Source organism: Auritidibacter ignavus, assembly GCF_029853775.1.
GTDB lineage: Bacteria > Actinomycetota > Actinomycetes > Actinomycetales > Micrococcaceae > Auritidibacter > Auritidibacter ignavus.
Genome location: NZ_CP122564.1, coordinates 2,281,729 through 2,308,254, shown reverse-complemented (window position 1 = coordinate 2,308,254; position 26,526 = coordinate 2,281,729). Strand labels below are relative to the sequence as shown.

The 26,526-nt window shown below is 62.7% G+C and carries 18 protein-coding genes and 2 riboswitches; of the genes, 12 read left to right on the top strand and 6 right to left on the bottom strand.

Annotated elements, in window-relative coordinates; all coding sequences use genetic code 11:
* Nucleotides 1-144: 144 nt before the first annotated feature.
* The 8 genes from QDX22_RS10450 to QDX22_RS10415 all read left to right on the top strand — a co-directional run bounded on the left by QDX22_RS10450 (nt 145) and on the right by QDX22_RS10415 (nt 13,287).
* On the top strand, nt 145-564 hold the full coding sequence (locus tag QDX22_RS10450) for a hypothetical protein (RefSeq protein WP_110099162.1): 420 nt from the start codon (nt 145-147) through the stop codon (nt 562-564).
* Nucleotides 565-567: 3 nt separating this feature from the next.
* Nucleotides 568-3,711, top strand: a complete 3,144-nt coding sequence (locus QDX22_RS10445) for an efflux RND transporter permease subunit (protein WP_279717843.1) — start codon at nt 568-570, stop codon at nt 3,709-3,711.
* Between the two features lie 272 nt (nt 3,712-3,983).
* Entirely contained in the window at nt 3,984-6,773 is a 2,790-nt protein-coding gene (locus QDX22_RS10440; protein WP_279717842.1) for an HAD-IC family P-type ATPase, read from the top strand.
* A gap of 9 nt (nt 6,774-6,782) precedes the next feature.
* Nucleotides 6,783-7,811, top strand: coding sequence for an MsnO8 family LLM class oxidoreductase (locus tag QDX22_RS10435; RefSeq protein WP_279717841.1), 1,029 nt, complete (start codon nt 6,783-6,785; stop codon nt 7,809-7,811).
* 112 nt (nt 7,812-7,923) lie between these two features.
* Nucleotides 7,924-8,814, top strand: coding sequence for a cyclase family protein (locus tag QDX22_RS10430; RefSeq protein ID WP_110101336.1), 891 nt, complete (start codon nt 7,924-7,926; stop codon nt 8,812-8,814).
* Nucleotides 8,811-10,658 carry a thiamine pyrophosphate-binding protein gene (locus QDX22_RS10425; protein ID WP_110101335.1) on the top strand — a complete coding sequence of 616 codons (1,848 nt, stop codon included), beginning with the start codon at nt 8,811-8,813 and terminating at the stop codon, nt 10,656-10,658. The genes QDX22_RS10430 and QDX22_RS10425 overlap by 4 nt, the downstream gene beginning before the upstream one ends.
* Before the next feature lie 109 nt (nt 10,659-10,767).
* The gene (locus tag QDX22_RS10420; protein WP_110099158.1) at nt 10,768-11,151 is read left to right on the top strand and encodes a YtxH domain-containing protein; all 384 of its coding nucleotides are present in this window, start codon (nt 10,768-10,770) and stop codon (nt 11,149-11,151) included.
* A gap of 348 nt (nt 11,152-11,499) precedes the next feature.
* Entirely contained in the window at nt 11,500-13,287 is a 1,788-nt protein-coding gene (locus tag QDX22_RS10415; RefSeq protein ID WP_110101334.1) for a BCCT family transporter, read from the top strand.
* A 94-nt stretch (nt 13,288-13,381) separates the two neighbouring features.
* Here the strand turns inward: QDX22_RS10415 and QDX22_RS10410 are convergent, their stop codons facing one another.
* Nucleotides 13,382-14,791 carry an LLM class flavin-dependent oxidoreductase gene (locus QDX22_RS10410; RefSeq protein ID WP_110101333.1) on the bottom strand — a complete coding sequence of 470 codons (1,410 nt, stop codon included), beginning with the start codon at nt 14,789-14,791 and terminating at the stop codon, nt 13,382-13,384.
* Between the two features lie 12 nt (nt 14,792-14,803).
* Nucleotides 14,804-14,901: riboswitch (SAM riboswitch) on the bottom strand.
* Nucleotides 14,902-14,998: 97 nt separating this feature from the next.
* Nucleotides 14,999-16,258 (bottom strand): acyl-CoA dehydrogenase family protein, encoded by a 1,260-nt coding sequence (locus tag QDX22_RS10405; protein ID WP_233487992.1) that lies wholly within the window; start codon nt 16,256-16,258, stop codon nt 14,999-15,001.
* 326 nt (nt 16,259-16,584) lie between these two features.
* On the opposite strand from QDX22_RS10405, the gene QDX22_RS10400 reads away from it, so the two are divergent.
* From QDX22_RS10400 to QDX22_RS10385, 4 genes are all read left to right on the top strand, one after another.
* Nucleotides 16,585-18,141, top strand: coding sequence for a Cys-Gln thioester bond-forming surface protein (locus QDX22_RS10400; protein WP_279672564.1), 1,557 nt, complete (start codon nt 16,585-16,587; stop codon nt 18,139-18,141).
* Between the two features lie 151 nt (nt 18,142-18,292).
* Nucleotides 18,293-18,427: riboswitch (SAM riboswitch) on the top strand.
* 3 nt (nt 18,428-18,430) lie between these two features.
* Entirely contained in the window at nt 18,431-19,321 is an 891-nt protein-coding gene (locus QDX22_RS10395) for an ABC transporter ATP-binding protein (RefSeq protein WP_110101331.1), read from the top strand.
* The gene (locus tag QDX22_RS10390; protein WP_279717838.1) at nt 19,318-20,379 is read left to right on the top strand and encodes an aliphatic sulfonate ABC transporter substrate-binding protein; all 1,062 of its coding nucleotides are present in this window, start codon (nt 19,318-19,320) and stop codon (nt 20,377-20,379) included. Before QDX22_RS10395 ends, QDX22_RS10390 begins: the two co-directional genes overlap by 4 nt.
* A complete protein-coding gene (locus tag QDX22_RS10385) occupies nt 20,379-21,335 on the top strand; it encodes an ABC transporter permease (protein WP_279717837.1) in 957 nt (318 codons plus the stop codon). Before QDX22_RS10390 ends, QDX22_RS10385 begins: the two co-directional genes overlap by 1 nt.
* On the opposite strand, the gene QDX22_RS10380 is transcribed toward QDX22_RS10385, so the two are convergent.
* The 4 genes from QDX22_RS10380 to QDX22_RS10365 form a co-directional block, all read right to left on the bottom strand.
* Complete coding sequence (locus tag QDX22_RS10380; RefSeq protein WP_279717836.1) at nt 21,332-22,831, bottom strand: HNH endonuclease; 1,500 nt, start codon at nt 22,829-22,831, stop codon at nt 21,332-21,334. The genes QDX22_RS10385 and QDX22_RS10380 overlap by 4 nt on opposite strands.
* A gap of 113 nt (nt 22,832-22,944) precedes the next feature.
* Complete coding sequence (locus tag QDX22_RS10375; protein ID WP_279717835.1) at nt 22,945-23,790, bottom strand: lytic transglycosylase domain-containing protein; 846 nt, start codon at nt 23,788-23,790, stop codon at nt 22,945-22,947.
* Nucleotides 23,791-23,802: 12 nt separating this feature from the next.
* Nucleotides 23,803-24,867, bottom strand: a complete 1,065-nt coding sequence (locus QDX22_RS10370) for a WxL protein peptidoglycan domain-containing protein (RefSeq protein ID WP_279717834.1) — start codon at nt 24,865-24,867, stop codon at nt 23,803-23,805.
* A 103-nt stretch (nt 24,868-24,970) separates the two neighbouring features.
* Nucleotides 24,971-26,515: a hypothetical protein gene (locus tag QDX22_RS10365; protein ID WP_279717833.1), complete on the bottom strand. Its 1,545-nt coding sequence runs from the start codon at nt 26,513-26,515 to the stop codon at nt 24,971-24,973.
* Nucleotides 26,516-26,526: the final 11 nt, after the last annotated feature.

Genomic DNA, 26,526 nt, shown 5'->3' with positions numbered 1-26,526 from the left:
CGAAGGTCGTGCCACCCACGCTACACCGAGGCTTCAGCTGACAATTCTCGCGCCCCCGTGCGCGGGCGGGTAACATGTGTGTGGTCCGATCCACGCAGACTCTGCACCGTGAGGAGCGCTCATGCTCATCTCTGAGGAGCACTGGTGATTACTGATATTCCCTTACGTCCCGAGCATGACGGTTCGGCCCTTTATCTTCTGGGCCCCACTGATCCGACCACCCTGGAATCGATCGTCATCGCCGCATCACGATCCTTGATGATTGACGCGGTGGGCACCGGCCCCATCAAAGCTACCCTGCAGTCAATGGCAGCACCCCACCACGTGGGATTGCGAGCTACCCTTCCCACTCCCTCGGGTGACGACCCCGCGCCCCAGCCCGGACCAGGGCCCGATCATCCCAACACCGCAGTGGTCTCGGTCCCGTTGTCCGAAGAAGTCCGGATCCGCGGGCTCATCTCCGCCCGCGGGATTTCCGGAGGCCGGATCGGCGTCGTTGATGCCAGCACCGAGGCCGTTGAGATCACGGCGCCTGTTGCCCCAGGTCCTGACAAAGAGAGCTAAACCATGTCATTCTTGCCTCGCTTGTCGCTGAGAAACCGCGCCTTTATCGCGTTGGTCTCGATCGTGATCACGCTACTGGGCTCCCTGTCGATGTTTCTCTTGCGACGCGAGCTGATCCCACCGGTGGAGCTTCCGGCGGTCGCCATCTCCGCCGTGAATCCCGGCGCCAGCTCAGAGCAGATGGCCGATCTGGTGGCCGAACCGCTCGAGCGTGAGTTACGCACCCTCGACGGGCTGAAACAAACCTCGGCCATCTCCAGCTCCAACTTCTCCATGGTCACCGTCGAGCTGGAATACGGCACCGACACGTATCGGGCAGCCTCGCAGGCGGAAGTGATCACCAACTACCTCGACGATCAGTTGCCCGAGGGCACCACGACGACCGTGTTGAGCGGTGGCACCGGTGATATCCCGGCGATGGTGCTTTCTGCGTCCTCGGACCGGGACTCCGCGGAGCTGATCGCCGATCTCGAGTTGGCCACCATTCCGGATCTGCAAACGATTGACGGGGTGGCCTCGGTCCAACAGTTTGGTGGGGACCAGCGCATAGTGCGCATCACCCCGGATGATGAGGCGATGGCCACAGCGGGTACCTCACGCACCGAGCTCGTCGATTCGTTGGAAGACGCCGGGGTAGTGCTCCCCGGGGGCACCGTCAACGACGAAGATGATCCCAGCAGCGAGATGGACGTAGCCATCGGCAATGAGCTCACCGCCGTCGAAGATCTCGAACAATTACTGATCAGCACCGATGAGAACCCCGTCCCGCTCGGTGATCTTGCCCAGGTGCAGGCTGAACAGCCTGAGCCCACCACCGTCTCGCGCACCAACGGCCAGGATGGTGTGTCTCTGCTGGTCATCCCGGCCGCCGATGCCAACTTCATCGAACTTTCCGACCAGATCACCCAGGTGCTCGACGAGTCTGAAGAACAGCTCGGCCATGGCACTCAGTTCACCGTCATCTTTGACCAGGCCCCTTTTATTGAGGAATCCCTCTCTGGGCTGGCCCAAGAAGGCCTGATCGGTCTCGCGCTGGCCGTGGTGGTGATCTTCGGGTTCCTCTTCGCCGTGCGGCCGACGATCATCTCCGGTCTTTCGATCCCCTTGTCGGTCCTATTTGCCTTCGGCGGCATGCTGATCACCGACACGACGCTGAATATGATGTCGGTGGCGGGTTTGATGATCACCATCGGCCGGATGGTCGATGACTCCATTGTGGTGATCGAAAATATCGTCCGCCACCTGAAAACCACGCGACCGGTCACGCGCGCCCAACGACGCGCCACCATCTACCGGGCCACCGCTGAAGTCGCCTCCGCGGTGGTGTCCTCCACCGTCGTGGCGATGCTGGTCTTCGCCCCGGTGTTCTTCGTCTCCGGACTGGCCGGTGAGCTCTTCCGACCGTTTGCGATCACCGTGGTGCTAGCGCTGTTGGGCTCGGTGTTGGTGGCACTGACCATTGTGCCGGTATTGGCCTACTGGTTTATGCGGGCTCCGAAAACGTCCACCGACACTGCCAGCACCAAGGAGGACTCTGACCTCGATCATGACCTTGAGGCTGACCTCAAGACTGCTACCCAGCCCGAGATTCACGAACCCACCGGCGTCTTGGCCCGCGGCTACCGCCCCGTGCTGTCTTTGGCCCTGTCACACCGCTGGATCACCGTCGCCCTGGCCATCGCGGTCTTCCTCGGCTCCCTGGCGCTGACCCCGTTGCTGAAGGTCAACTTGCTCGGCGACTCAGGTATGAACATGCACACCGTGGACCAAACCGCCCCTGAAGGCACGAGCCTGCAACGCACCACCGAGCTGACCGAGGGCCTTTCGGAGCAACTACAACAACTCGAGGTGGTCAATGTGGTCCAGGTCGATATTGGCGCCGATGCCACAACCGGAGCTCTGGCCAGCAATATCGCGAACTACACGCTGATTACCGATCCCCAGGCCGATCAAGCCGAGGCCGCCGCCACCATCGAGCAGACCGTGACGGCCTATCGCGAAGAGCATCCTGAGGCCGGTGAGATACAGCTCACCGATGCCTCATCCATCCTGGGCTCCTCCACCGTCGATGTGGTGCTGGAAGCCCTTGACGATGATTCCCGTACTCAGGCCAACGACCTGCTGGTCGATCAGATCGAACAGCTCGACTCGGTCGAACGCGTCGATTCCGATCTGGCCGGTAGCCAGCCCTCGGTGTCAATCACCATCGATCCACAGGCCGCCGCCGAGGCAGGAATGACCCTGAACGAGGTCACCGGGCTGATCACCTCCTACACCACCGACTATCCGGTGGCCAATGTCAGTATCGACGGGGCCGATCTGGACGTCCACCTCACCCCGGCCGCCGATATTGACACCATCCAGGAATTGGAAGACCTCGATTTAGGCGGGATCCCACTGACCGATGTGGCCGACATCGAGCGGATTTCCATCGCCCCACAAATCAATACCTCCAATGCGGTGCGTACCGTGACCCTTTCGGCCACTCCGACCAACCCCGACGATATCGGTACTCTGACCGACGAGATCACCCAGGTTATGGACGACACCGATCTACCCGAAGGCGTCACCGCGGAGATCGGTGGTCTGGCCAGCGACATTGACACCACCTTCTACCAGCTGATGCTGGCCATGGTCGCCGCGGTCTTGCTGATCTATGTCGTGCTGGTCTGGCTGTTCAAATCCCTGATCCAACCACTGGTGTTGCTGATGTCGATCCCCTTCGGCATCAGCGGGATGATCTTGGCGTTGTTGCTGACCGGCACGCCCATCGGCGCCCCGGCGATGATCGGCCAGCTGATGTTGATCGGCATTGTGGTCACCAACGCGATCGTGCTGATCGATCTGGTGAACCAGTACCGTGATCGGAAGATGTCGATCAACGACGCCCTACTCTACGGTGGCGGGCACCGCATCCGTCCGATCCTGATGACCGCTGCGGCCACCATCGGCGCGATGATTCCCCCAGCCCTGGGTCTGTCGGGGCAATCCAGTTTCGTCTCCGCCCCGATGGCGATCGCGGTGATCGGCGGGCTGGCGTTCTCCACCGTGGTCACGCTGATCATTGTGCCGGTACTGTACTCGCTGACCGAACGTGGCGGAACCTACCGCCGCGGCGAGCACGCCAGCAGTGACCACCAGCAGTGACTGACCCGAAACAGCACATGGCCCCGGCCGCTGACTGCGACCGGGGCCATGCACCTATTCTCATCACTCACACCTTGAAGAGGCACTATCTAGTCTAAGAAGCCGCGATGAAAGCTGGCCGGGAACCAGCTGGAAACTTACTGTGAGTCTCGATGAGCGACATCATCCTCCAGGAGGACCCCACCCACACCCCCCACCGGCTAAAGTAAGGCCCGGACCGACACCCGGCCCATCCCCAGACCACATCACACAGCCCAGGGAGGAACACCACGGTGACTGACCCGGAGAGTAGCCAGCGTACCCGCAAGATCCGGAAACGCTCTCAACCCTCCACCGAGGTTGACCCATCCCCCGACGCTCGCGCAAAATTCCTCCGCGAGCGCGATGTCAACGACCCCGGCCTGGTCACCGGCACCCAGGGCCTCACGGGCGAGCAGGTACAGGCCCGCATCGACCGCGGGCTGATCAATACCCAACCTGCGGGCACCTCCCGCACGCTGTGGGCGATCCTGTCCACCCACTTATTCACCATGTTCAATCTGGTGATTGGACTCTGCGCGCTGGGCATTATCCTCTTAGGCCGCTGGCTGGACCTGTTGTTCTCCTTGGCCGCGCTGTCCAACGTGATCATCGGCGTGATCCAGGAGTACTCGGCGAAAAAGAAACTCGATCGCATCGCGTTGCTGAATCAGGACGACATTGTGGTGATGCGCCACGGTACCCCCACCTCGATCGGCCTCACCGACGCGGTGCTCGACGATGTCGTGGTGCTGCGTCGTGGCGATCAAGTCCCGGCCGACGGGGTGGTGATCTCCTCCCAGGATTTTGAGGTCGATGAATCTCTGGTCACCGGTGAAGCCGACCCGGTGGCGAAAAAAGTCCAGCACACCGTGCTGTCAGCCACCTCAGTTGTCTCCGGAACCGCCCTGATGCGTATCACCGGGGTGGGGCACGATTCCCACGCCGCCCAGCTCACCTTGAAAGCCCGCGAATTCACCACCGTGCACTCCGAGCTACGCGCCGGGCTGGAAAAAGTCGCCGGCTGGATCACGGTCTCACTCATCCCGCTGATCGCCATCACCCTTTTCGGCCAGGTGATGGCCGTGGGCGGATGGGACCAGGTCTTAGGCCACGGCAGTCTGGAGACCCCGCTGATCTCGACCATCGCCGGTATTACCACCATGATCCCGCAGGGCCTGGCCCTGATGACCACGATCAGCTTCGCTATGGCCGCACTGTCGCTCACCGGCAAAAAAGTGTTGATCCAAGAACAACCCGCCGTGGAAATCTTAGCCCGTGTCGACACGGTCTGTCTGGATAAAACCGGCACTCTGACCGAAGGTGGCATCCTGTTCGACGCCGCCTACCGGATCGACCCGACGAGCGGTGATCTCACCACGCTGAGGACCCCAACCACATCGGCCACTGACTCCACGGCCCAGCCACCCGCCTGGCAACAGGTACTGGCCACCATTGGCGCCGACCCCAACGCCAACCCCACCGCGATCGCGTTGCGGGAACACTTCACCCAGCAACCCGATCAGCCACTGACCGATCACGTGGTCTTCGCCTCCGAACGGCGCTGGTCAGCCTTTAGCTTCGGCACCCCCACTACCGCGGACCCGGCAGCAGACGAGGTGACCGGTGGCTGGTTTCTGGGCGCCCCGGAGGCCCTGATTTCCCAGCTGGATCCCACGCTGGCACCGGTCATTCAGCAACACACCACCGCCCTGGCCACCAACGGTCTGCGCACCATGGTGCTGGCCCGAGCCCACGCCGGTGCTGCTCATGCTACCGCCGAGCACCCCTGGTTCGGTGACAGCGCTGACCTGCCCGATCGCTTAGTACCCGAGCTGGTGCTGACCTTCGGAGAGAACGTGCGTGAAGACGCCGCAGAGACCCTGAACTATTTCCGTTCCCAAGGCGTACAGCTCAAGGTCATCTCCGGGGACTCTCCCCACACCGTGGCAGCCGTGGCCCGTGCCGTGGGCTGGGAGCACGACGCCCCAGCTAGCGAGCGCACCCAGAGTACGGCCCCCAGCCTCGCCTTCGACGCCCGCAATTTACCCGAAAATGACGCCGAACTGGCCGGCATCATGGACGAATATTCCGTCTTCGGCCGCGTCTCCCCGGACCAGAAGAAACGCATGGTCGAGGCCCTGCGCGCCTCCGGTCACACGGTGGCCATGACCGGAGATGGCATCAATGACGCCCTGGCGCTGAAGTCCGCAGATTTGGGGATCGCCATGGGCAACGCTGCCCCGGTCACCAAGGCCATCTCCCGGATGGTGCTACTGGATTCAAAATTCGACCGCCTCCCCTCAGTACTGGCCGAGGGTCGCAAAGTTATCGCCAACGTCGAGCGCCTAGCGCATCTGTTCTTGGCCAAAACCGCCTACGCATTCGGCTTCGTGCTGATCTTCTCTCTGCTGTTCTGGCAATACCCGCTCCTGCCCCGCCAAGCCTCCACCGCCGACGCACTGTTCATCGGCATCGCGTCCTTCCTCCTCGCCCTGATGCCCAACCCGCGTCGCTATGTGCCCGGTTTTCTCCACCGCGCACTGCGTTTCGCCATCCCCTCCGGGGCGGTCATCGTCCTCGCACTGGTGGCGATCAACCTGGTAGGCCGGTGCTATGCCAGATCCTTCGCCGGCGAGCTCCCCTTCTTCGACGACCCCCTCGACGCGCTGGGCTCCCCGGCCTCTTGGGATGGGTACGTCGCCGCCGCAGAGCACGTCGCCGGTGCTGCGTTGACCATGGAACAACTCCAAACCGCCACCATGATCACCTTGACCCTGACCGGATTGTGGCTACTAAATGTCATCTCCCGTCCGCTGAATTGGCAGAAGATCGGGATCCTGGCGATCATGTACGCCGGCCTCGTGCTGGTGGTCGCCATGCCCTTCTCGCAGTGGTACCACCAGTTCATCCTGCCCCCCACCCCGATCCTGCTGGCCTCAATCGGGATTGCGGTTGCCGGATCGCTCGGGCTCGAACTGGTCTACCGAGTGCACAACCGCTGGTTGTGCGCACATCAGCCCGAAGCACTCCCGGCGGGATAGGCTAGAGAGATGACCTGTGCAGAGCCAATATCCCCACCGAGGCAGACATCCCTGCCCCTGTCCATCCTGGATCGGGCCAATACGCGAACTGGCTCCTCAGCCGGTGCGGTCCTGCATGACGTCATCACCCGCGCCCAACACGCCGAAACCCTGGGGTACCACCGGTTTTGGGTCGCCGAACACCACGCGGTCCCCGGCATCGCCGGATCCACCCCCGCCGTGTTGATGGCCGCCATCGCCCAAGCTACCCAGACCATCCGGATCGGCTCCGGTGGGATCATGACTCCTAGCCATCAGCCCCTCGTGGCCGCCGAGTACATCAGCACCCTGGAGGCCCTGTTCTCCTCCCGGATCGATATCGGGCTGGGCTCGTCGGTCGGCTTCACGGCCCCAATCCGTCGCGCACTCCACCAACAACATGCCGACCGCTACCATTTCCCTGAGCAACTGCGCGAGATCATCGCTTTGTTGAACGGGACTGCTGAGATCACCCTGCAACCACCGAATGAGGCAACCACCCCGTTGTTTGTGCTCGCCTCAAAGCGTTCGGTGGCCACTGCCGCCGAGGTGGGGGCCGGTGTGGTGATCGGCGGACCGGCCCTCCCCCAGTTCTCCGTAGCCCACCGCGAGGAACTGGCCGCCTATCGGGATGAGTTTGTCCCCGATCCGCACCGCAACCAGCAACCCCGGGTGATTTTATCCCTCAACGTGGCAGTAGCCGAGACGGAAGCCCACGCCCACGACCTGTTGCTCTCCGAGGCCTGGGCGATGGCCCGCTCCCGGAACGTGGGCGCCTTCCCACCCTTGGACGATCCCACCGAGGTCCGCCACGCCCTGGATCACGCCACCGCCCGCGAACGTGCGCACACCGATGAGCACCTCGCTCAAGGCCTGGCCGGCACCCCCGAGACCGTGGCCGCCCGGGTGCGTGAGCTGGCCGAATTTTACGAGGCCGATGAGGTGCTAGTCACCGGTGGCATCTTCGACCCCGCCGACCGGCTCGCCGTCGACAAACAACTCATCGCCGCGTGGGGTTGAGGCTCTGTCGGCCGGCTGCCTGAGGCGTGCGCGACTGTTGGCGCACCACCGTGGACCGGCACAACCCTGACAGGTCCTGACACACTCACGTCAGCCGTAGTAGGGTCAAGTTGTGAACGACTCCCAACGACCCCCGGTCCAGGGCTCACTGATCGACGCCCTGGTGCGGGCCCAGGCAACAGGCACGGTGGAGATCATCGATCTCACCAACGAGCTCTCAGCCGATATTGCGGTGTTGCGCCTGCCCGCCCCCTACATCAATTTGCACGACTTCTCCCTCGAGCCGGTGGCCGCCTTCGATGAGCGGGCCCCGTTGTGGGCGCATCATAATTTCCGGATGGGTGAACACGTGGGCACTCACGTCGATGCCCCCGCCCACTGGATCACCGGTCGCGATGGCAAGCACATCCACGAGCTGGCCCCAACCCGACTGATTGGTCCGGCCGTGGTCCTCGATTTCGTCGCCGAGGCGCGGGCTGATGCCGACTGGTGCTTGGAGATTGCCGACGTTCAGCAATGGGAGCGCACCTACGGCCCCTTACCGCCAAACTGCTGGGTGTTACTACGCACCGGCTGGGATGCCTACGCCCGCGATCCCGAAAAATCCCTCAACGCTGACCAGCATGGCCCCCACACCCCCGGGGTGTCGCCCGCAGCCGCCGAATGGCTCTCCCAGCGTGAGGAGGTCTCCGGTTTCGGAGTTGAAACCGTCGGCATCGATGCCGGCCTGGCTGCCGGATTCGAGCCGGCCTTCCCGGTGCACCACTATCTGCTCGGGGCCGATAAATATGGGGTCACCTCCCTCCAAAACCTCGATCAGCTACCACCCACCGGCGCGTTGATCGTCGTCGCCCCATTGCCGATCAAAAACGGCACCGCCGCCCCGGCGCGCGTCTTCGCGATCGTTGAACGCCCCGGTGCCGTGGCCGGCCAGCACCCCGCCAGCCCGTCTTATCCTTCCAGCCCCGCCAGTCCTTCCAGCTCAGACGGTGATCGCCGATGACCGAACAACCAGCTCAACAACCCCAACCCGCCCCGCACGACTCACCCGCCCAGCCGACTCTGGTCCAACGTGTGGCCGAGATCTTAGCCGAGCACGGCCTGACCCACGTCTTCGGTGTGGTCGGCTCGGGGAACTTTCATCTCACCAACCAGCTGATCGCCGCCGGGATCGAGTTCACCGCAGCCCGCCACGAGGGAGCAGCCGCGTCGATGGCCGACGCCTACACCCGATTGGCCAGCCTCGATTCCCCCGAAACCCGACAGGTCCGTCCCGAGCTGAACCCCACCGGGTTCGCTGCGGTCAGCGTCCACCAAGGGTGCGGGCTGACCAATACCCTGACCGGACTGACCGAAGCCGCCAAATCCGGCACCGGCATGCTGGTGCTCACCGCTGAAACACCCCAGGAGTCGGTGGGCTCGAATTTCAAGATCGACCAGTTCAGCCTGGTGGAAGCCGTGGGTGCCACCCCGCTACGCATCAGTGACCCCAATGAAGTGGCGACAGTACTTGACGAGGTCTTCCAACATCTCGCCCGACGTCATACCGTGGTGCTGAACTTACCGATCGATCTGCAGACCCAACCGGTCACCGCCGAACGTCAAGTCCCCCACCGGGGCCCGCGCACCGGCACCATCCCGCAACTTTCCCAGGTGACCCGAGCAGCCAAATCCTTATTTCACGCCCAGCGCCCGGTGGTACTGGCTGGTCGGGGCGCGTTGCACGCCCGCACCGAGATCATCGCTCTGGCCGAAACCGCCGGGGCACTGCTGACCACCTCCGCGGTGGCCAACGGACTCTTCGAGGGACACCCGTGGAACCTGGGCATCTCCGGTGGATTCTCCTCTCCGGTGACCGCCGAGCTCATCTCCCAGGCCGATCTGGTGCTGTCCTTTGGTTGTGCCCTGAACGACTGGACCACCCGCCACGGGGAGCTGATTAACGACGAGGCCACCCTGATCCAGGTGGACCATTCCCCGTGGGCGATCGGGAAATTCCGAGAGGTCTCCCAAACCCTGGTGGCTGATTCCGCTGCGGTGGCGGAGGCCGTCAACGCCGAGCTAACTCGCCTACACCATGACGCTGCGGAACATTCCGAGACACCGTCGGTGACCGGGTACCGCACCGATCACGTGCGTACCAAGCTCTCGGCAAAATACTTCAACGAGGTCCCCCTTGCCGGTGGCGATCTGAGCACCGAGGACCGTATTGACCCCCGCGTGCTCTCTACCAAACTCAACCGGCTGTTGCCCGAACAGCGCGTGGTGACCACCGATTCGGGAAACTTCATGGGCTACCCGGTGGCCTATCTGCGCGTTCCGGACGTGCGCGGATTCTGTTTCACCCAGGCCTTTCAGTCCATCGGGCTGGGACTGGGCACGCTGGTCGGTGCTGCCTTCGCCGAACCGACCCGCATGCCGGTCCTCGGCACCGGCGATGGCGGATTCGCCATGGGCATCTCCGAACTGGAGACCCTGGTTCGGTTGCGCATCCCAGCGGTCGTGATCATCTATAACGATGCCGCCTATGGGGCCGAGCTCCATCACTTCGGCCTGCAACCGGGGCAAGATACTGCCCGGAACGCGGTGACCTTCCCCGACACCGACTTCGCCCGGATCGCTATCGGTTACGGGGCCCGGGGGATCACCGTGCGTGTCGCCGAGGACCTCAGCCAGGTCACCGATTGGCTCGAGACCGCCGTGAGCGCCGATGAGCACGGTCGCCTGACCGGCACCCCGCTGATCGTGGATGCCAAGATCGCCTCGGATGGTGGCGCTTGGTGGCTCGAGCAGGCCTTGAGGCACCAAGTTCGGTCCTGCGTGTCCTGGGAAGACGTCGAACATTGACCTTGCTACAGCCGTAGGGAAGAATCGAAGTGAGAGCACCCTCGCTTGAAAATCGGGTGTCCACCATTTCGTATCACCCCCACCTCGGGTGAAGAAAAAGGAGAATGACATGGGTCTTTTCAGCTTTCGTAACATCTTGACCTTCGGTGCCGGTGCTGCCGCCGGGTACTTTTTGGGCTCCCGCGAGGGGCGCAAGCAGGCCGAGGAGATCGCCCGCCAGGCCCAGGAATTCTGGACCGACCCCAAGACCCAGCAACAGGTACACGATGTGACCTCCAAGGTGACCAGTGTGGTCAAGGAAAAGTCTCCGGCTCTGGGCGACGCTGCTGAAACCGCCGCCGGCATCGTCGACAGCTCCACCGGTTACACCTCCGAGACCGCCCAGTCCGAGAACACCGGCACATCCGCTGATTCCGACACCACGTCCAACTCGACGTCGAACTCCACCTCCAAGACCACCAAGCCGTCCGGCGGTGCACACGCCAACTCATGATGACCACCGGCGTTCACCCGCCGTGTCATACACCGTCATATCCGGGCCTGGATCCCTCAATGAGCGGGGGTTCGGGCTCGGTTGTGATGCTCGAGAGCAACAGCACACCAGAACCTGAGACCTCCCGTGTTACGTCGTCATAACGGCTCCGTCACGCCGTTGTTCATCTATGAGTCACCATCAATATCACCTAATTCACTTGCATTTAACACCTACTTCTGTATCGTATAGCTCAGCCCTGAAAACCAGGGCCTGAACGTGCCTGAGACGACGAATACCCGCCCTTGGGTCGTGGCCGATGGCTCGGTTCATCATCTACTCAACCTTGTCAGGAGTGCTTAGGCACCGATGTTGACCAAATTGCACGACGCGTTAAAGTTGAAAACATCCCCGGTGATTTTCTTTTCCTCCGCCGGGATCATCATTCTGTTCGTGATTGCCACCATCGCCTTCACCGAGCCACTGGGCGGGGCAGTCTCCACCGCCTCCGATTGGTTGCTGACCAACCTGGGTTGGTTCTACGTCCTAGGTGTGACCGTCTTCCTGGGGTTCTTGATCTACATCGCGCTTGGCCGGTTCGGTCGCGTCAAGCTCGGCCCCAATGACGAAAAGCCCGAGCACTCCGGTCTAGCCTGGTTCGCGATGCTGTTCGCGGCCGGTATCGGTTCGATTCTGATGTTCTGGGGTGTGGCCGAACCGGTCAGCCACTTCGGTGATCCGCCACGCGGCCCCTCGCTGGGCATTGAGGCAGGTACCGACGAGGCCGCCGCGGAGGCGATGAACTTCACCTTCTATCACTTCACGTTGCACACCTGGACCATCTTCACCCTGCCGGCACTGTGCTTCGCCTACTTCATTCACAAACGCAACCTGCCCCCGCGGGTGTCCTCGATCTTCCAGCCCATTCTGGGTGAAAGAATCCACGGTCCGATCGGTAAGTTCATCGACGTGGTGGCCATCGTTGGTACCGTCTTCGGTGTTGCGGTTTCCATCGGTCTGGGTACCCTGCAGATCAACGGTGGTCTGGGTCAGCTCTTCGGTGTGCCGAACTCGGCTGGCTGGCAGCTGATCATTATCGGTGTGGTCACCGGTGTGGCTCTGCTCTCGGTGTCGCTGGGGCTGGATAAGGGCATTAAAGTGCTCTCCAACATCAACATCGTGATGGCCATCGGTCTGCTGATCTTCGTGCTCATCACCGGTTCGACCCTGTTCATGTTGCGCGGTACCTTCGAGTCCCTGGGAAGCTACCTGCACCACCTGCCCGAAATGGCGCTGTGGAACGACACCTTCGCTGATACCGGCTGGCAGAACACCTGGACCGTGTTCTACTGGGCCTGGACCATCACCTGGTCGCCGTTCGTCGGAATCTTTATCGCCCGCATTTCCAAGGGTCGCACCGTGCGTCAGTTCGTGCTCGGTGTGCTGGCTATTCCATCGGCCTTCTCCATCCTGTGGTTCGGTATCTTCGGCTACGGTTCCTTCGATATCGAGCTCAATGGCGACGGTGGGCTGGTCGAGCGCGTGGTCGACGAGGGAGACATCCCCGGCGCGCTCTTCGCCTTCCTGGAACACCACCCGTGGTCCTACCCGATGTCGATCCTGGCCATCATCCTCGTGGTGATCTTCTTCATCACCTCAGTCGACTCGGCCGCACTGGTCACCGACACCATGACCAACGGTCACGAGGACTACAACCCGCTGGGCCAACGCATCTTCTGGGCGGTGGCCATCGGTCTGATCACCGCCACCCTGCTGGTCTTCTCCGCTGAGGGCGGTCTGACTGCACTGGAACAGACCATTATCTTGGTCGGTCTGCCATTCTTCGTGATGGGCTACTTCCAGATGTACGCGCTCTACCGCGCCCTGCGTGAGGACGCCGGTGAATTGCCCCAGATCCGGACTCGCGAGTGGAAGAAAGTCCTGCCACCGGAGGAATACGCCCGTCGTGACGCCGACGATGACTTCAACACCGATGATGTGGTCGTCGAGCCCGAGGCCGAAGAACCGGCTCCGGTCATGCGCGATCCGTACCTGGATCTGGAAACGATCGAGCCCAGGGCCAAGCACGGTACCCTGGCTGCCCGCACTAGCTCGGCCCCGCTACCCAAGGTATCCAGGAAGGACCGCAACCAGTAAGGGCCGGGGCTCGCTGAGTCCCACACGGCATGAGAAAACCGGCAGGGCTTCTCCCTCAGCGGGAGAGGCCCTGCCGGTTTGTTGTCTAGCGGTCCTAGCGCTGCAAAGATCCCGGCGTGAACTGGGAACCGTGGTGGCGTTCATTGAGGTGATCGCCCTGACCAAACAGCTTCTGACGCAACGTGCCCGGAGCGTAGCCGGTCTTGTACCGCCCCAGCTTCTGCAGCTGTGGCACCACGTACTCGACGATGTCCTCGAAGGTGCCTGGGGTGACCGCATAGGCTAAATTGAACCCGTCGATATCGGTCTCATCCTGCCACTGGATCATCTTCCGGGCCACGGTCTCGCCGGAGCCGACGATGACCGGGCCGAAGCCGCCCACACCGACCCATTCGGCCATTTTGCGCACGGTCCACTCCCCGTCATCTCCCGACGCCTGCTTGAAGGTCTCCACCGTGGACTGGATCGCGTTTGATTCCACCTCACCCAGCGGCTCGTCCAGATCGAACGTGGACAGGTCCAAGCCCATCCAGCCTGACATCAGCACCAGGGCGCCTTCCACATCGGCGTAGCTGGCGTAGTCTTCAAACTTCGCCTGGGCCTCGTCATCGGTGGCTGCGGTGATCACCGTCAGCATCGCGAAGATCCGCAGATCATAGGGGTCACGGCCGGCATCCACTGCCGCCTGGCGTAGCTTTTCCACAGTCGCGCTCATCAGCTGTGGGGTGGGCGAGTTAATGAAGGAGGCTTCAGCGTGCTTACCGGCAAACGCCCGACCTCGGGTGGAGGCACCAGCCTGGAAAATCAATGGCACCCGTTGCGGGGAGGGCTCGGTGACCGCGGTGCCGGGAACGGAGAAGTACCGACCCTGGTGGTTGATATTATGCACCTTGGTCGGATCGGTGAACACCCCGGTGCCACGATCCTCGACCACCGCATCGAGCTCCCAGGAGCCATTGAGTAACTTATAGACCACGTCCATGTACTCATCGGCGTGATCGTAGCGCTCGTCGTGTTCCATCTGATCGACATTGCCCATATTGCGGGCCGCGGAGGGCAGATACCCGGTGACCACGTTCCACCCGATCCGGCCGTCGGTGAGATGATCCAAGGTCGCCAGTCGCCGAGCGAAGGGGTAGGGGTGCTCATAGGCGGTACCGGCGGTGACCCCAAAGGAGAGGTTCTCGGTCACCGCGGCCATCGCCGAGACCAGCAAGAACGGGTCGTTGACCGGCACTTGGGCCCCGGAATTCAGCGCTGCCCGGGGTGAGTCCTCAAAGACGTCGTAGGGACCGAGCACATCGGCAATAAATAGCCCATCGAACAGGCCCTTTTCCAAGATCTGGGCCAGCTTGGTCCAGTAGCCGATCGTGTTGTATTCCCGGGCGTGATCCTCCGGGTGGCGCCACAGCCCCGGGGACTGGTGCACCACGCAATTCATGTCGAAAGCGTTGAAGAAAATCTCGCGCTCACCGTTCTGGCCGGTTTCAGGGGTGGTCGACATCGAAAGATACTCCTTCCATCGGTCTTGGCATTAGCACCCGGGCACGGACCGTGGACCACGGGTTGCTGCGGCGTCAACGAGCCAAGTCTCTCAGCCACTCTGGATGGGACGAGACCATCACCTGACCTGGGGCTTTTCGACAGAATGTGGGTGAGGCAAACCGCAGTGCGAGTGGAGACCGGTTGCTACCGGGGCGTGCTGCCGGGGCTATCGGTTCTGCGCCAGATAGGTGCTGGGCACGGTTCCGTTGACTTCCCAGTCACCGACCATCCTGGCCTTGAAGACCGACGGATCATGGGTGGCCAAGGTCCGGGCGTTGCGCCAGTGCCGGTCCAGGGCCAAACCGGTGGAGGTCGCCGAGGCCCCGAGCACGTCAAAAATACCGGTGCAGACCTCCAACGCCAATGACGGGACCGTAATCGCTGCCCGCTGGGAGGCCACCAGCGTCTCGATCCACCCGGAACCGGGCTGAGTCTCTTGACGACCAGCGTCGGTGGCCTCTTGGGCTACCACGGCCTCATCCAGTTGCGCACCGATCGCGCGCACCGCTTGCTCACACAGCGCTGATTTGGCGGAGAGTTCTCCCACAATCCCCAACAGTTGATCGTCTTCGCGCGGGGTGGACCCGGTCGAGGTGTTGAAAACGCGGGTGCGCTGTTGCAACGCGGCCATCCCATCGCGCAACGCCGCCCGGGCAATACCGGCCTGCAGGGCCAGCAACGTGACCTCAAGCATCACGTTGAGAATACCCCGCCGGGAATCACCCGGCCGGTCATAAACCGCCTCGGCCAAAGCGTCTTTCATGATCAGCGATCCGGTCGCAGTCAGCCGTTGCCCAAATCCGTCCCAGTCATCACGGACTCGCACGCGGGGCTGTTTCACCGCAACCACGGCCACCGCGGACAGACAATCCTCAACGCGCACCCCCGATTCGCCATGACGGCGTCGCTGACGGGCTCGTTTCAGCGCCAAATCATGGTCACGATCCACGCCCACCATCGTCCAGGTCGAGGCCAGCGTGCCCGTGGAGTAGTACTTGGTGCCCGACACGGTGAGGTTGCCCACCTCATCGGCGCTGACTGTGGTGGGCTGGGAGACCTGATCCATCGTGGCTGACAACGCCGAACCGCCCCACTCGCCCTGGTCAATCCGATGCCACCACTGCTGCATCTCGGACGAGGTGGTCACCGCGCGCAAATACTCAATAAACACCACATGCGATCGCCACATATGGGCGACGTTCACATCTTCGGTGGCGAGATCCATCATCAGGCGCAGCACCGTCTCGAAGCTCGCGACCGGTTGCTGCGGATCCTGTCGGGGCACCGTAACGGCCCCGAGCCCGGCATCGCGCAACTGCTCGAGCGGAATGATCGGAAGATGTCGCCCGGCTTCTCGCGCGCGATCACCACGGCCGATCTCGTCAAAGAGCTGCCGAAACTGACGGGAAAAATGTGCGTAACTCACAGCCGGTAATGCCTCCATCATTGTTGGCATGAGCGCCCGCTCCCGAAAGAACAGGCGATTACTGCGGCGTCAACGAGCGAGGTTTCTCGGGCGCTCTGAACGATTGATGCATCCACTGTAACCGATGATCGCTCAGGCGCCAATCAGCGACGTGACCTGCCGATCGGCTGCATCAGGGCTCGCATAGCATATCGGGCTCGATCCATGCGAAGCCTCATCCACAGCGCAGGCTGTATCCACAGATTAGTTCGGTCCCGGCCCGGGGTAACCCACCGGCTCCTAGCGTAAACACCGTCCGATACATCTCTGCTGAAGGGAAACTCGCTGTGAACGCACGCTCAACACCTCTGATTCCTACCCGGTTGCTGACCACCGGGGCCACGCTGGGTGTGGCCGTGGCGATGACCGCTTCCCCGGATCTCGCCCACGCCACTGTCACCGACCACCAGATCACGCAGACACGATTCACCGGCGTCTGGCGGGATACCGGCTCACACGAGACGGCCTCATGGCATTCGGTCCCGGACTTTGATGTGGGTGATTCCACCACACTGACCGGCCACGGTGAACCCGGCTACCGCGTGCACACCACTGAGGCCGACGGGAGCAACCCCCGGACGGTGGCCACCGGCCTGTTCCAGGTTGAGATCAACGGCGAGACAATTCCGGCCTACTGTTTGGAGATCTCGCAAGCGACCTTGATCGATTCTATCGGCACCGTAGATCGGTGGGACGATTTCGCCAAAACCTCCCCGGGCCCGGAGCACACGCGGGATGCCTCCACCTCTTTGCGGGTGGGGTGGATCGTGCAGAATTCCTACCCGGCCCTGGAACTGGAGGAGCTGGCGGCCAACGTACCCGGAGTCAGCCAGTTGGCCAGCGACGAGGCCATCGCTGCCACCCAGGCGGCAATCTGGCACTATACCGACGAGATCAAGCTGGAGGACAAGACCGTCTCGGCCTCAAACCGTAGCGCCGATCTGGGTGAGAACTCGGTGGATCACGTGCGGGCAGTCTACGACTATCTCATCGAAGAGGCCTCGGGACTTGATCTTCAGGCGCATCAGAGCACCGCGGCGGCCCCGGGGAGCCTGCAGGTGGACGCCGAAGAGTTTCTCATTCCTGCCGACCGTGATGCGTCAGACCCGACCTTGCTGGGGCCGGTGACCATCGACGCCGCATCAGGCCATCTGGCCCTGTCGGCTGAGTCAGACTCCGGCCTGGAGTACACCTACACCGATGAAGACGGCGAACCGGTCGACCTACAACGCGTGGCGCACGGCGACGAGATTTACCTAGCGCACACTGCGGATTCTCCTGACGAAGACACCGTGACTTGGACACTGGAACAATCCCACGTCTCCCAACACCGGTTCGTCACTCTGCCGGTACACCCCGAGTCACACCGTCGCTCTCAGGCGCTCTTGCTCGTCACCGCCCGGCAACACGGGCACGAAGACCAGGTGGAGCTGAGTTTCCGGACCGAGACTCAGCCGGCCGTAGCGTCCAGTTCCCCAGCCGAGGAGCCGGCAGACTCTGAGACGTCGCCCGAAGCAACGCCCCAGCAGCCCCCAACCCCCGCAGAAACCCCCACACACGAACCGGAAGAATCCCCTACCCAGACCAGTGAAGAGCCCGCAGACACCGAATCTAGCCCCGCGACCCCGGACGTCGCCAAGCCGGTCAATGCCCCGGCAGAGGTGGATGACACCGACCGGGCCGAGTCAGACAGCAACAACGGTGAACACAACCCCCAGGTAGCTGACGATGAACTGGCCAAGACCGGCAGTACCTCCTCGTTGCTCTGGGCTGGCGTGGGTGGCGCGATCGTGTTGCTGGTGGGCATCCTGCTGGTGCGGTGGCGTCACCGAGACGACGCCTAAACGCTCTGGAATTTCCCGAGCTTTGAACTCCCCGATCAAGACCCCGACGAACGCGGTTTCACCACGATGAGATCCCAGACCGCGTTTGCTCGGGGTCTTTTATGACACCCGATTTTGACAAGCGGAGAAACGAAAAGATTAGATAAGCACGTAACCATCCAGAGCGGTTGAGAGATCTGGCTCTTTGACACCGCAGCAACCCCGACACGTGAGACACAATTGTCTGTTGCTTCGACTGGCACATTGACGTGAATCAGCAGGGTGCTAACGCCAGGAACGATGGAGAGTGATGTACGTGCCTTCTGTTGCTTCGTCCACCCCCGGCGCCGGCGCCTCCGGTCAACCCCTTTCCAGTACCTCCGGTCAACTCGCGTCCGGTTCACAACTATCGGTCACCTTCGACCACGTCGGGCGTAGCTTTACCACCGACACCGGGACACGCACCATTCTGCGCGATATGTCGTTCACGGTTGCTCCCGGGGAGATCTTATCGATCATCGGAGCCTCCGGATCGGGAAAATCCACGTTGCTTCGCACCGTGGGGGGCCTGGATACCGAAAACACCGGGCATGTGCTGATCGGTGGCGACACGGTAGTAGCCTATGACCCCCGAACCGGTGTCGGATTCCAAGAGCCCCGACTGTTGCCGTGGCGTAGCATTGCCGCCAATGTAGCGCTCGGGCTACCCCGTGGCACCGGTCGGCGGGCCGGTCGCGAGCGCGTGGCCGAACTCCTTGAGCTGGTCGGGCTCGGGCAGGTGGCCAAGCACCGGCCTCGAGAAATTTCCGGAGGTATGGCCCAGCGCGCTTCCCTGGCCCGGGCGCTGGCACGGAGCCCGGAAGTGCTACTACTGGACGAGCCTTTTGGCGCCTTGGACGCGCTGACCAGGATCAAAATGCAACAGCTATTACTGGATGTGCATGCTGCCACCAACACCACGATCTTATTGGTCACCCACGACGTGGATGAGGCCCTACACTTATCCGATCACATCATGTTGCTGGGCTCGGACCAGTCTGGGCAGCCCGGAGCGACAGTGCAGGAGATCTGCCAGGTTCCCGGTGCCCGGCCACGGGATCTCTCCACCCCAGAACTCGTCGACCTCGCCCGGCATCTGTACGAAGGGCTGGGCGTGACCGAATCGACCGCCACCACCGACACAGCGGGGGCAGGACGATGACATTCCAGTTTCTCCGCGGTGGTGTGGCCACTGCAAGCGTTCTTGCGCTGTCGGTGACCCTGTCCGGCTGTCTGGTCGGTGAAGGATCGGGGTCCATCGATAATCCTGACGACACGCTGACCCTGGACTACGCGACGTATTCTCCGCTGAGCTTGATCATCAAAGATCAGGGCTGGCTCGAAGATGAACTGACCGATCAGGGGATCTCAGTGGAGTGGGTCTATTCAGCCGGTTCGAATAAGGCCAACGAGAACCTGCGAGCCGAAGCCATCGATATCGGGTCGGCTGCGGGATCGGCCTCTTTACTCAACCGTGCCAATGGGGCTCCGGTCAAGACCATTGCCATCACCAATCAACCGGAATGGTCGGCGCTGGTGACTGCAGCGGATGCCGACATCAGCTCGGTAGCAGACCTTGCCGGGGGCACCGTGGCAGCCACCCGTGGCACCGATCCGTTCTTCTTCTTGATTCAAGCTCTGCAAGAGCACGGCGTGGACCCAGCAAGCGTGGAAATCCAGAATCTGCAACACGCCGATGGCCGGCAGGCCATGGAGCAAGGGTCGGTGGATGCCTGGGCCGGGTTGGATCCGATCATGGCTGGGGCCGAAGCCGAGGGGGCACAGCTGATGTATCGGGACGTGGCGCTGAACACCTACAACTTCCTCAACGCCACCGAGGAGTTTATTGAGGACCATCCTGACCGGGCGCAACTGGTGGTCGATACCTATGAGCGGGCCCGACAGTGGGCCCTGGAGCATCCCCAGGAAACCGCGGAAATTCTGGCCGAGGAGGCCGGCATCGAGATCGAGGTGGCCGAAACGGTGATCTTTGAACGTTCGAACCTGGATATTTCACCGGTGCCTGGCCCGGATCAGCTGTCGGTGTTGCGCACCATCGGCCCCATCTTCGTCGAAACCGCAGATGTTGATCGGCCCGAACATATTCAGACCGCTTTGGACGAGATTTTTGAGCCCCGGTTTGCCGAGCAGGCGCAGCATGCTGGCAACTATCAGCACACCGGGGAGACTGCACCCACTGAGAAGAGCACTGATCACTGATGAGCACTCACAGCACAAAAACTGTCACGACATCAACATCGTCAGCATCGGCCTCCGGTCGCTCTGGTAGCGCCGACACCCCTGAAACAGCTGGTCAGGCTGATCAGACCCTCAGCGTTGACCGTTCGGGAGCAGGGGCCAGGGTTCGGTCGGGTCACGCAGAAAAGCCACGGGATCAACGAGGCGGGCGCTCCTGGTGGTTGGGCACCACCGCGGGGCGGGTTGTGCTCGGGCTGATCGTGCCGGTCGGGCTGTTGCTGATGTGGTGGGGTGTCACCGCCGCCGAGGTCTTCAACCCGGTACAGTTGCCTTCTCCGTTCCAGGTCATCGATGCCGGTGTGGTGCTGGCAGAACGTGGCGATCTCGGGTTTCACATCCTGATCTCGTTGCAGCGGGTGCTCCTTGGTTTCGGCATCGGTGCCGCATTGGGGCTGGTATTCGGGGCCGTGCTGGGTTTAAACCGATGGGCTGAGGCGATGCTGTCCCCGATCCTGGGCGCGCTCCGGGCGGTGCCGTCACTGGCGTGGGTGCCCCTGTTGATCCTGTGGTTGCAGATCGGAGAGAATTCCAAGGTCACGCTGATCGCCATTGGAGCATTCTTTCCGGTGTTCACCACGGTCTTTTCGGCTCTGAAACACGTGAACCCACAGCTGGTGGAGGCCGGCAGAGCCTTCGGCTATCACGGGTTACGACTCCTAGGCACCGTCCAGTTGCCGGCCGTGGTGCCGTCGATCTTTTCCGGACTACGCCTTGCCTTGGCACAGGCGTGGCTGTTCGTGGTGGCTGCCGAGCTGATTGCCTCCTCGATGGGGCTGGGCTTCTTGCTCACGGATTCGCAGAACAACGGTCGGACCGACCGACTGATTCTGGCGATCATTCTGCTGGCGGTGATTGGCAAAATCACCGATGCGTTACTGGGTCTGTTGGAGAAGTGGGCCATCAAGCGGTGGGCCTAGAACGGTGGCGGGCCGTCGGTGCTAAAAGGGTCCGGGACGTCATCCGGTCCATGTTCGATTGCCTCCAGCGGGATCAGGGTATCGGGAGCTGGCGGATCGGGAGCTGGCGGATCGGGAGCTGGCGGATCGGGAGCTGGCGGATCGGGAGCTGGCGGTTCGGGATCGGAGAGGTCGAGGCCGGGTAGCACTGGCGGGGTAGGGCGTCGGTAACGGTGGCCCGTCGGGGTTTCGACGGTCATGTCGGCGACGGTGGAGTGGTGTTTCCAGTGCTTCTTTTCTTTGGTCTGATTGCACACCCGACACAGTCCCTGGCCGTTGGCGAAGGAGGTCGGGCCACCGTCGGCAAAGCGTGTGGCGTGATCGAGTTCGTGGATGGGGTTCTCGCAACCCGGGGTGCGGCAGAGATCGTCGCGCAGGCGAATGAGTTCTTTCAGCCCGGGAGGAAAGAGTCGGGCGGAGGATTCCATCGCGACCAAATGGCCGGTCTGAGGGGCGGTAAACAACCGGTTGAGCAGGACGTTGGCCTCGGGGTTCGCAACCCACTGCCGAGCGATGTAGGCCGGCAGAGTGCCGACCCCGGGGATACGGGCCACGGTGTCATCGGTGCCAAAGAGCGTACGGTCGGTCATCACGAGTTTGACCTGGACGGGGATAGCCGGGGCAGAGGATTGGCCGGTGAGACGTTCGACCAGTAGGTCGGCGATAAGTTGTTCTTCGCTGCGGGTGTCCTCGCCGGTACGGATCATCCGGCGGGCGTCGCGTTGGAGCGTGGCGTGGCAGGCGGCGACTTGTTCGGCGGGAAGATAAGCGTTGAGCGTTCCCATCCCGGGACCAGCGGGGCCGGTTTTCACATTGCGTTTGGTGCGGTTGGTGGAGGCCTGGCGATCCATGGTCTCGGGATCGAGGCGCTGGGCATGGGCTTGAGAGCGCTGTCCCAGTTCGGCTGGGGTCAGCGTCGCGTAGTCGCCGGCCAGGTGCTGATCGATGGTGCGACGGTGGTCAGCATCGACTCCTTGGGTGTCACGGACCAAGGTCAGGGCGGCGGCTTCTGACAGTCCCCCGTTGGTCATCGAGGCCAGCGCCTGGGGCAACGAGTCAGCGAGCGTCCGGGCGGCACGCAGTAGCTTGGCTCCGGTACGGTGGTCCACGCGACGGGCGAGCGCAATTTCGGCGCCGAGCCCGGAGCCACGGCGTAAGGCCGGGATGTTGTCGGCGGTTTCGGCCTCGATACGCAGGGCGGACAGCTGGGCGGTGAGTGTGGCTTTGATCCCGTCCAGAGTGCGGGTGAGATCTTCGGCAGCAGCCAGCAAATCAATGGCATCAGCCTGGTCGGTCAGCGACAGGGTGGCGAGCTGGTGGCGGAGTTGATCGCCCGTGTTATGGAAGGCATCGAGCAACTCAGCGGCGGGCGTGACGGTATCCTGATCCGCAGGTGCCGAGTGATCCGGCTGGACTGGATGAGCCGGCTGGGTTGGTGGAGGGAACTGAGCTGTCATACCGATGACGGTAGGGAATCGTTGCCAGCCAGGGTAGCCGTAGCGCGGCAACGGTGGAGAAAGCCGACGAATGTCCGGCGGTCTCCCTGTGAGTGACCGATGGGTGTGGAGAACTAGCTGGCGGTGATCTCGCCGGTTGCTACCCTGTACCGTTCGGCGGTGGCGGCCACGTCGGCTTGGTAGTGCACCGAATTGTTGTAGGACCGGATCGCTGCGATCCAGTCTTGAGAGCCTTCGAGCCCGGCGCGAGAGTGACACAGGTAGCGGGCGGCGGTATAGGCAGCATCATCGATCTGATGAGGGTCGGCCACGCCGTCGCCCGAACCGTCCGCACCCCAACGGGCCCAGGTCTCGGGGATGAACTGCATTGGGCCGACGGCGCGATCGTACACCTCGTTTTGATCGAGTTCTCCCCCGTCAGTGTCGGGGACGTGAGCGGTATGGCCAGTGCCGTCCAGGGGGACGCCGTAGATCTTGGGGGTGACGCGGCCATCGTCGGCCACCGAGCCACCCTGCAGGGTGCCGTGCTGGGACTCGATCCAGCCAATGCCGGCCAGGGTGTTCCAGCCGACCGCGCACTGTTGTTCCTCGCGGACCCGTCGATCGGCGCTGGCATAGGCCGACAGGGCCCGGGGCGGGATCCCGGTGGCCTCGGAGACGGCGTGTAGCCAGTCGGGGTCAATCTTGTCTGGTGTCTGAGTCGCATCGCGAGCGGTGGACTCGGCACCCGGGGCATCGACGGCGGCCATCGGGGCGATGGTTGCCGAAGCCTGGGCTTTGTCAGCGTCGGTCATCTCCGCGACCCGATCCTGGCCGGTGGTGGGGCCGATGCCGAGTTTCGTGGCCCAATCGGGGCGGAAAGCCAGCACACCGAAGGCCACGATGATCAGCAGAATCAGCACCGCGAGGGATCCGAAGAGCAGATCCCGCACGGTGGTTGAACGCTGGGAAGAGGCCATACGGTGGAGTCCTTACTGGCGGGGTGACTGAGGCTTGGCTGGATCGGCTTGCTGGGTGTGGCGTCGGCGGGTGATCACCACGTAGGCAATAATCCCTCCGCTCACGACGAGAAGCACCACCAGGGTACCCCACGGGATGATGATCCCGGATCCGTTGGCTTCAACGGGTTCGCCCAGGGCACCCGAGACGGCTTCTGGGGTGAGCTTGACGGTGGCGTGATGGTAGCCGATCGGCCAGATGGTGGCTCGTTCTTCCACGATCCCGGTGCCGGAGGGCATCAGTTCCAGCACGGTACTGGAGTCTTGATCGGTGGCATCGGATTCATGGACGGCGCCCAGCCAGACCGAGTTGTCGGGGTTGATCCGGGTGAGCGCATTGCCGGTATTGGTGACTTCATACCGCACAGTGGCTCCCACAGGTGCGAAGGGTATCCAGGCCACCGGGGCGTCGACAATGCTAATCTCGTTGATCTCCAGCGCCGGGATGACCTCGCCGTCGACGGTGATCCTGATTTGAGAGGCCAGCCGGTGGTTGACTGCGACCTGGCCGTCGCCTTCCGAGAGCCGGGAGGTGACCACTCCGCCCAGGTGGTCTCCGGGTGTGGCATCAGCGGGGACCTCGATCATGAAGGCCACGGTCTTGGATTCGCCGGGGGCGACGGTGATGGACTCGGTCTCCACGGTGCCCCAGAGTTCCAGGCCGGTGGGCTCTTGGCCGGGTTCTTTCAGGGACAGTGTGCCATCCACGGAAGTTTCGGCATCGGCGATGGTGGTGTTGAGGGTGAGCTCTTCGGCGCCGTAATTAACCACGACCATCTGGTCTTCAATGGTCTCACCGGCAGAGACCTGGTAGGCAAACGAGCTGCGACCGGTGCCGTAGTCGTTATCTGCCGGGGCGATCCCCCAGGTCCCGGTCTGATCCGGGGAAAGGCTCTGGTCGGTAGCAGGGATCTCAGCCGAGGCTGGGGTTTCAGGCGTGGCAGCGGTGGCAACGGTGGGGGTGTACGGGATCAAGCACAGCAGGGCTGATAACAAGGTGGTGATCACGGCTGCGGGGACAGTCAGGCGGGTGGTCATGGTGCTCCGGGTGGTGAAAAAGGATCCGAGGCCTCGGTGAGGTGCGACCCCGTGGGGCACAACACCTCACCGAGGCTGTCGGGTGGTGTAATACTCTGCTGGGCTACTTCGCGATGGCGGTCACGGTCAGCACCGAGCGGTAGTTCCCACCGGAGGGGATATTCTGTTGCAACACGTTGAGGTTCAGTTCCGCACCCAGGGTGGTCTTTTCACCGGTGGCGCCGGTGGCGGTAGCCAGCGTGCGGTTGGCGGCCAAACCGTTCTCCACATTGGGCTTCACCTCGGCACCGGCTCGTGCTGTCTGACCGGTTTGGGTCACCCGCGGCACCCAGCCCAGGGCGGCTGCGCCGAAGGATTCGGTTCCCGCGGCGTTCTGGAAGGCCGAGGCCTGTCCGGTCACGTTCCAGCCCTGAGAGTTCGAGCGGGTATCGAGCACGGTGGCCTCGGGCAGGCGGCCGGAGGCCACCACCCCACCAGCCTGATCCACTTCACCCTGGCCCAGGGAGGTCTGGTTCTTCTCGATGGTCAACTTGAACGCGCCGGTGGGGGTGTCATCACCGTCACCATCGCCGGGACCTTCATCGGGTCCGCCGGGGTTGCCAGGGCCAGGTTGGTTCTGATCAGCATCGGGGATGGTCACATCGGTATCGACACATTCGGTGTTCTCACCGTCAGCTGCCCCGGCGGTGGTGCAATCTTCATGCTCGGGGGTCGGCTGGGCCGGGGCTTCCACCTTGGGGTAGGACACCGAGATCGGGGCGGCCGGTTTCTTGGGGTCGACCTGGCCGCCGGTGGAATACCAGTACCCGGCCTGGCCAGTGCCGACGTTGAAGTCCACTGTATCCTGGGGGAAGGAACCCCAGTGTTTGCCCTCCCGCTTCTGCGGGTTGGAGGGGCCGTTGGCTTCAACCTCAACCGCAACGCCCAGGTAATCGGGCTTGATCTCGATCCCGGTCTCGGTCACGTCGACATCGGAGAAGGTGGCCACGGTGGCATTGTGCATCGGATCGAGCTTGACCCACTTGGACAGGTCGTACATATCAGCGCCGTAACCGGTCAGGGTCGCGGTCAGTTCGCCCTTGCCGTTGGTGACGGTCAGCTTCGGATCGTTGATGCTCCAGTAGGTCATCCCGCCGTAGAACACGGTGGTGAAGGAACCGTCCCAGGAGATCTCGGCGTTCTCGCCTTCGGGATCAACGGTGCCGGAACCGGCGGCAATATTAGCCTGATTCCAGGAAGAGGAGCCCGGGGCTGTTTTCAAACGGTTTCCGGCAGGCTCACCATCGGCGGTGATGGATTCAAAATTCCGGGCCGCCCAGGTGGCTGGCACCTGGTTTCCCTGGGCATCCGGGCGGGTGATGGTGACGTTGCCGTCGCGATTCGTGAAGTACTTGGCGTCCTTCTTTTCATCCCAGACGGTGGCACCGCGGTTCTGATCGCCGTGCACATTGCCGACCTCGCCGGCCACCAGCCAGTTGGCGCCACCGAAGAAGGCACCGCCACCGGCTTCTTCGCTGACGGCCCAGCTAAACTGCACGTCGCTGACCGGGAGGTTCTGATCGGCGTTGGCGTCGGTGGCGGTCAGGCCACCGGCCAATAGCGCGATACCGGCGACACCGCCCAACAGGCGTGTGATCTTGTTCTGCATGTCTCTCCTTG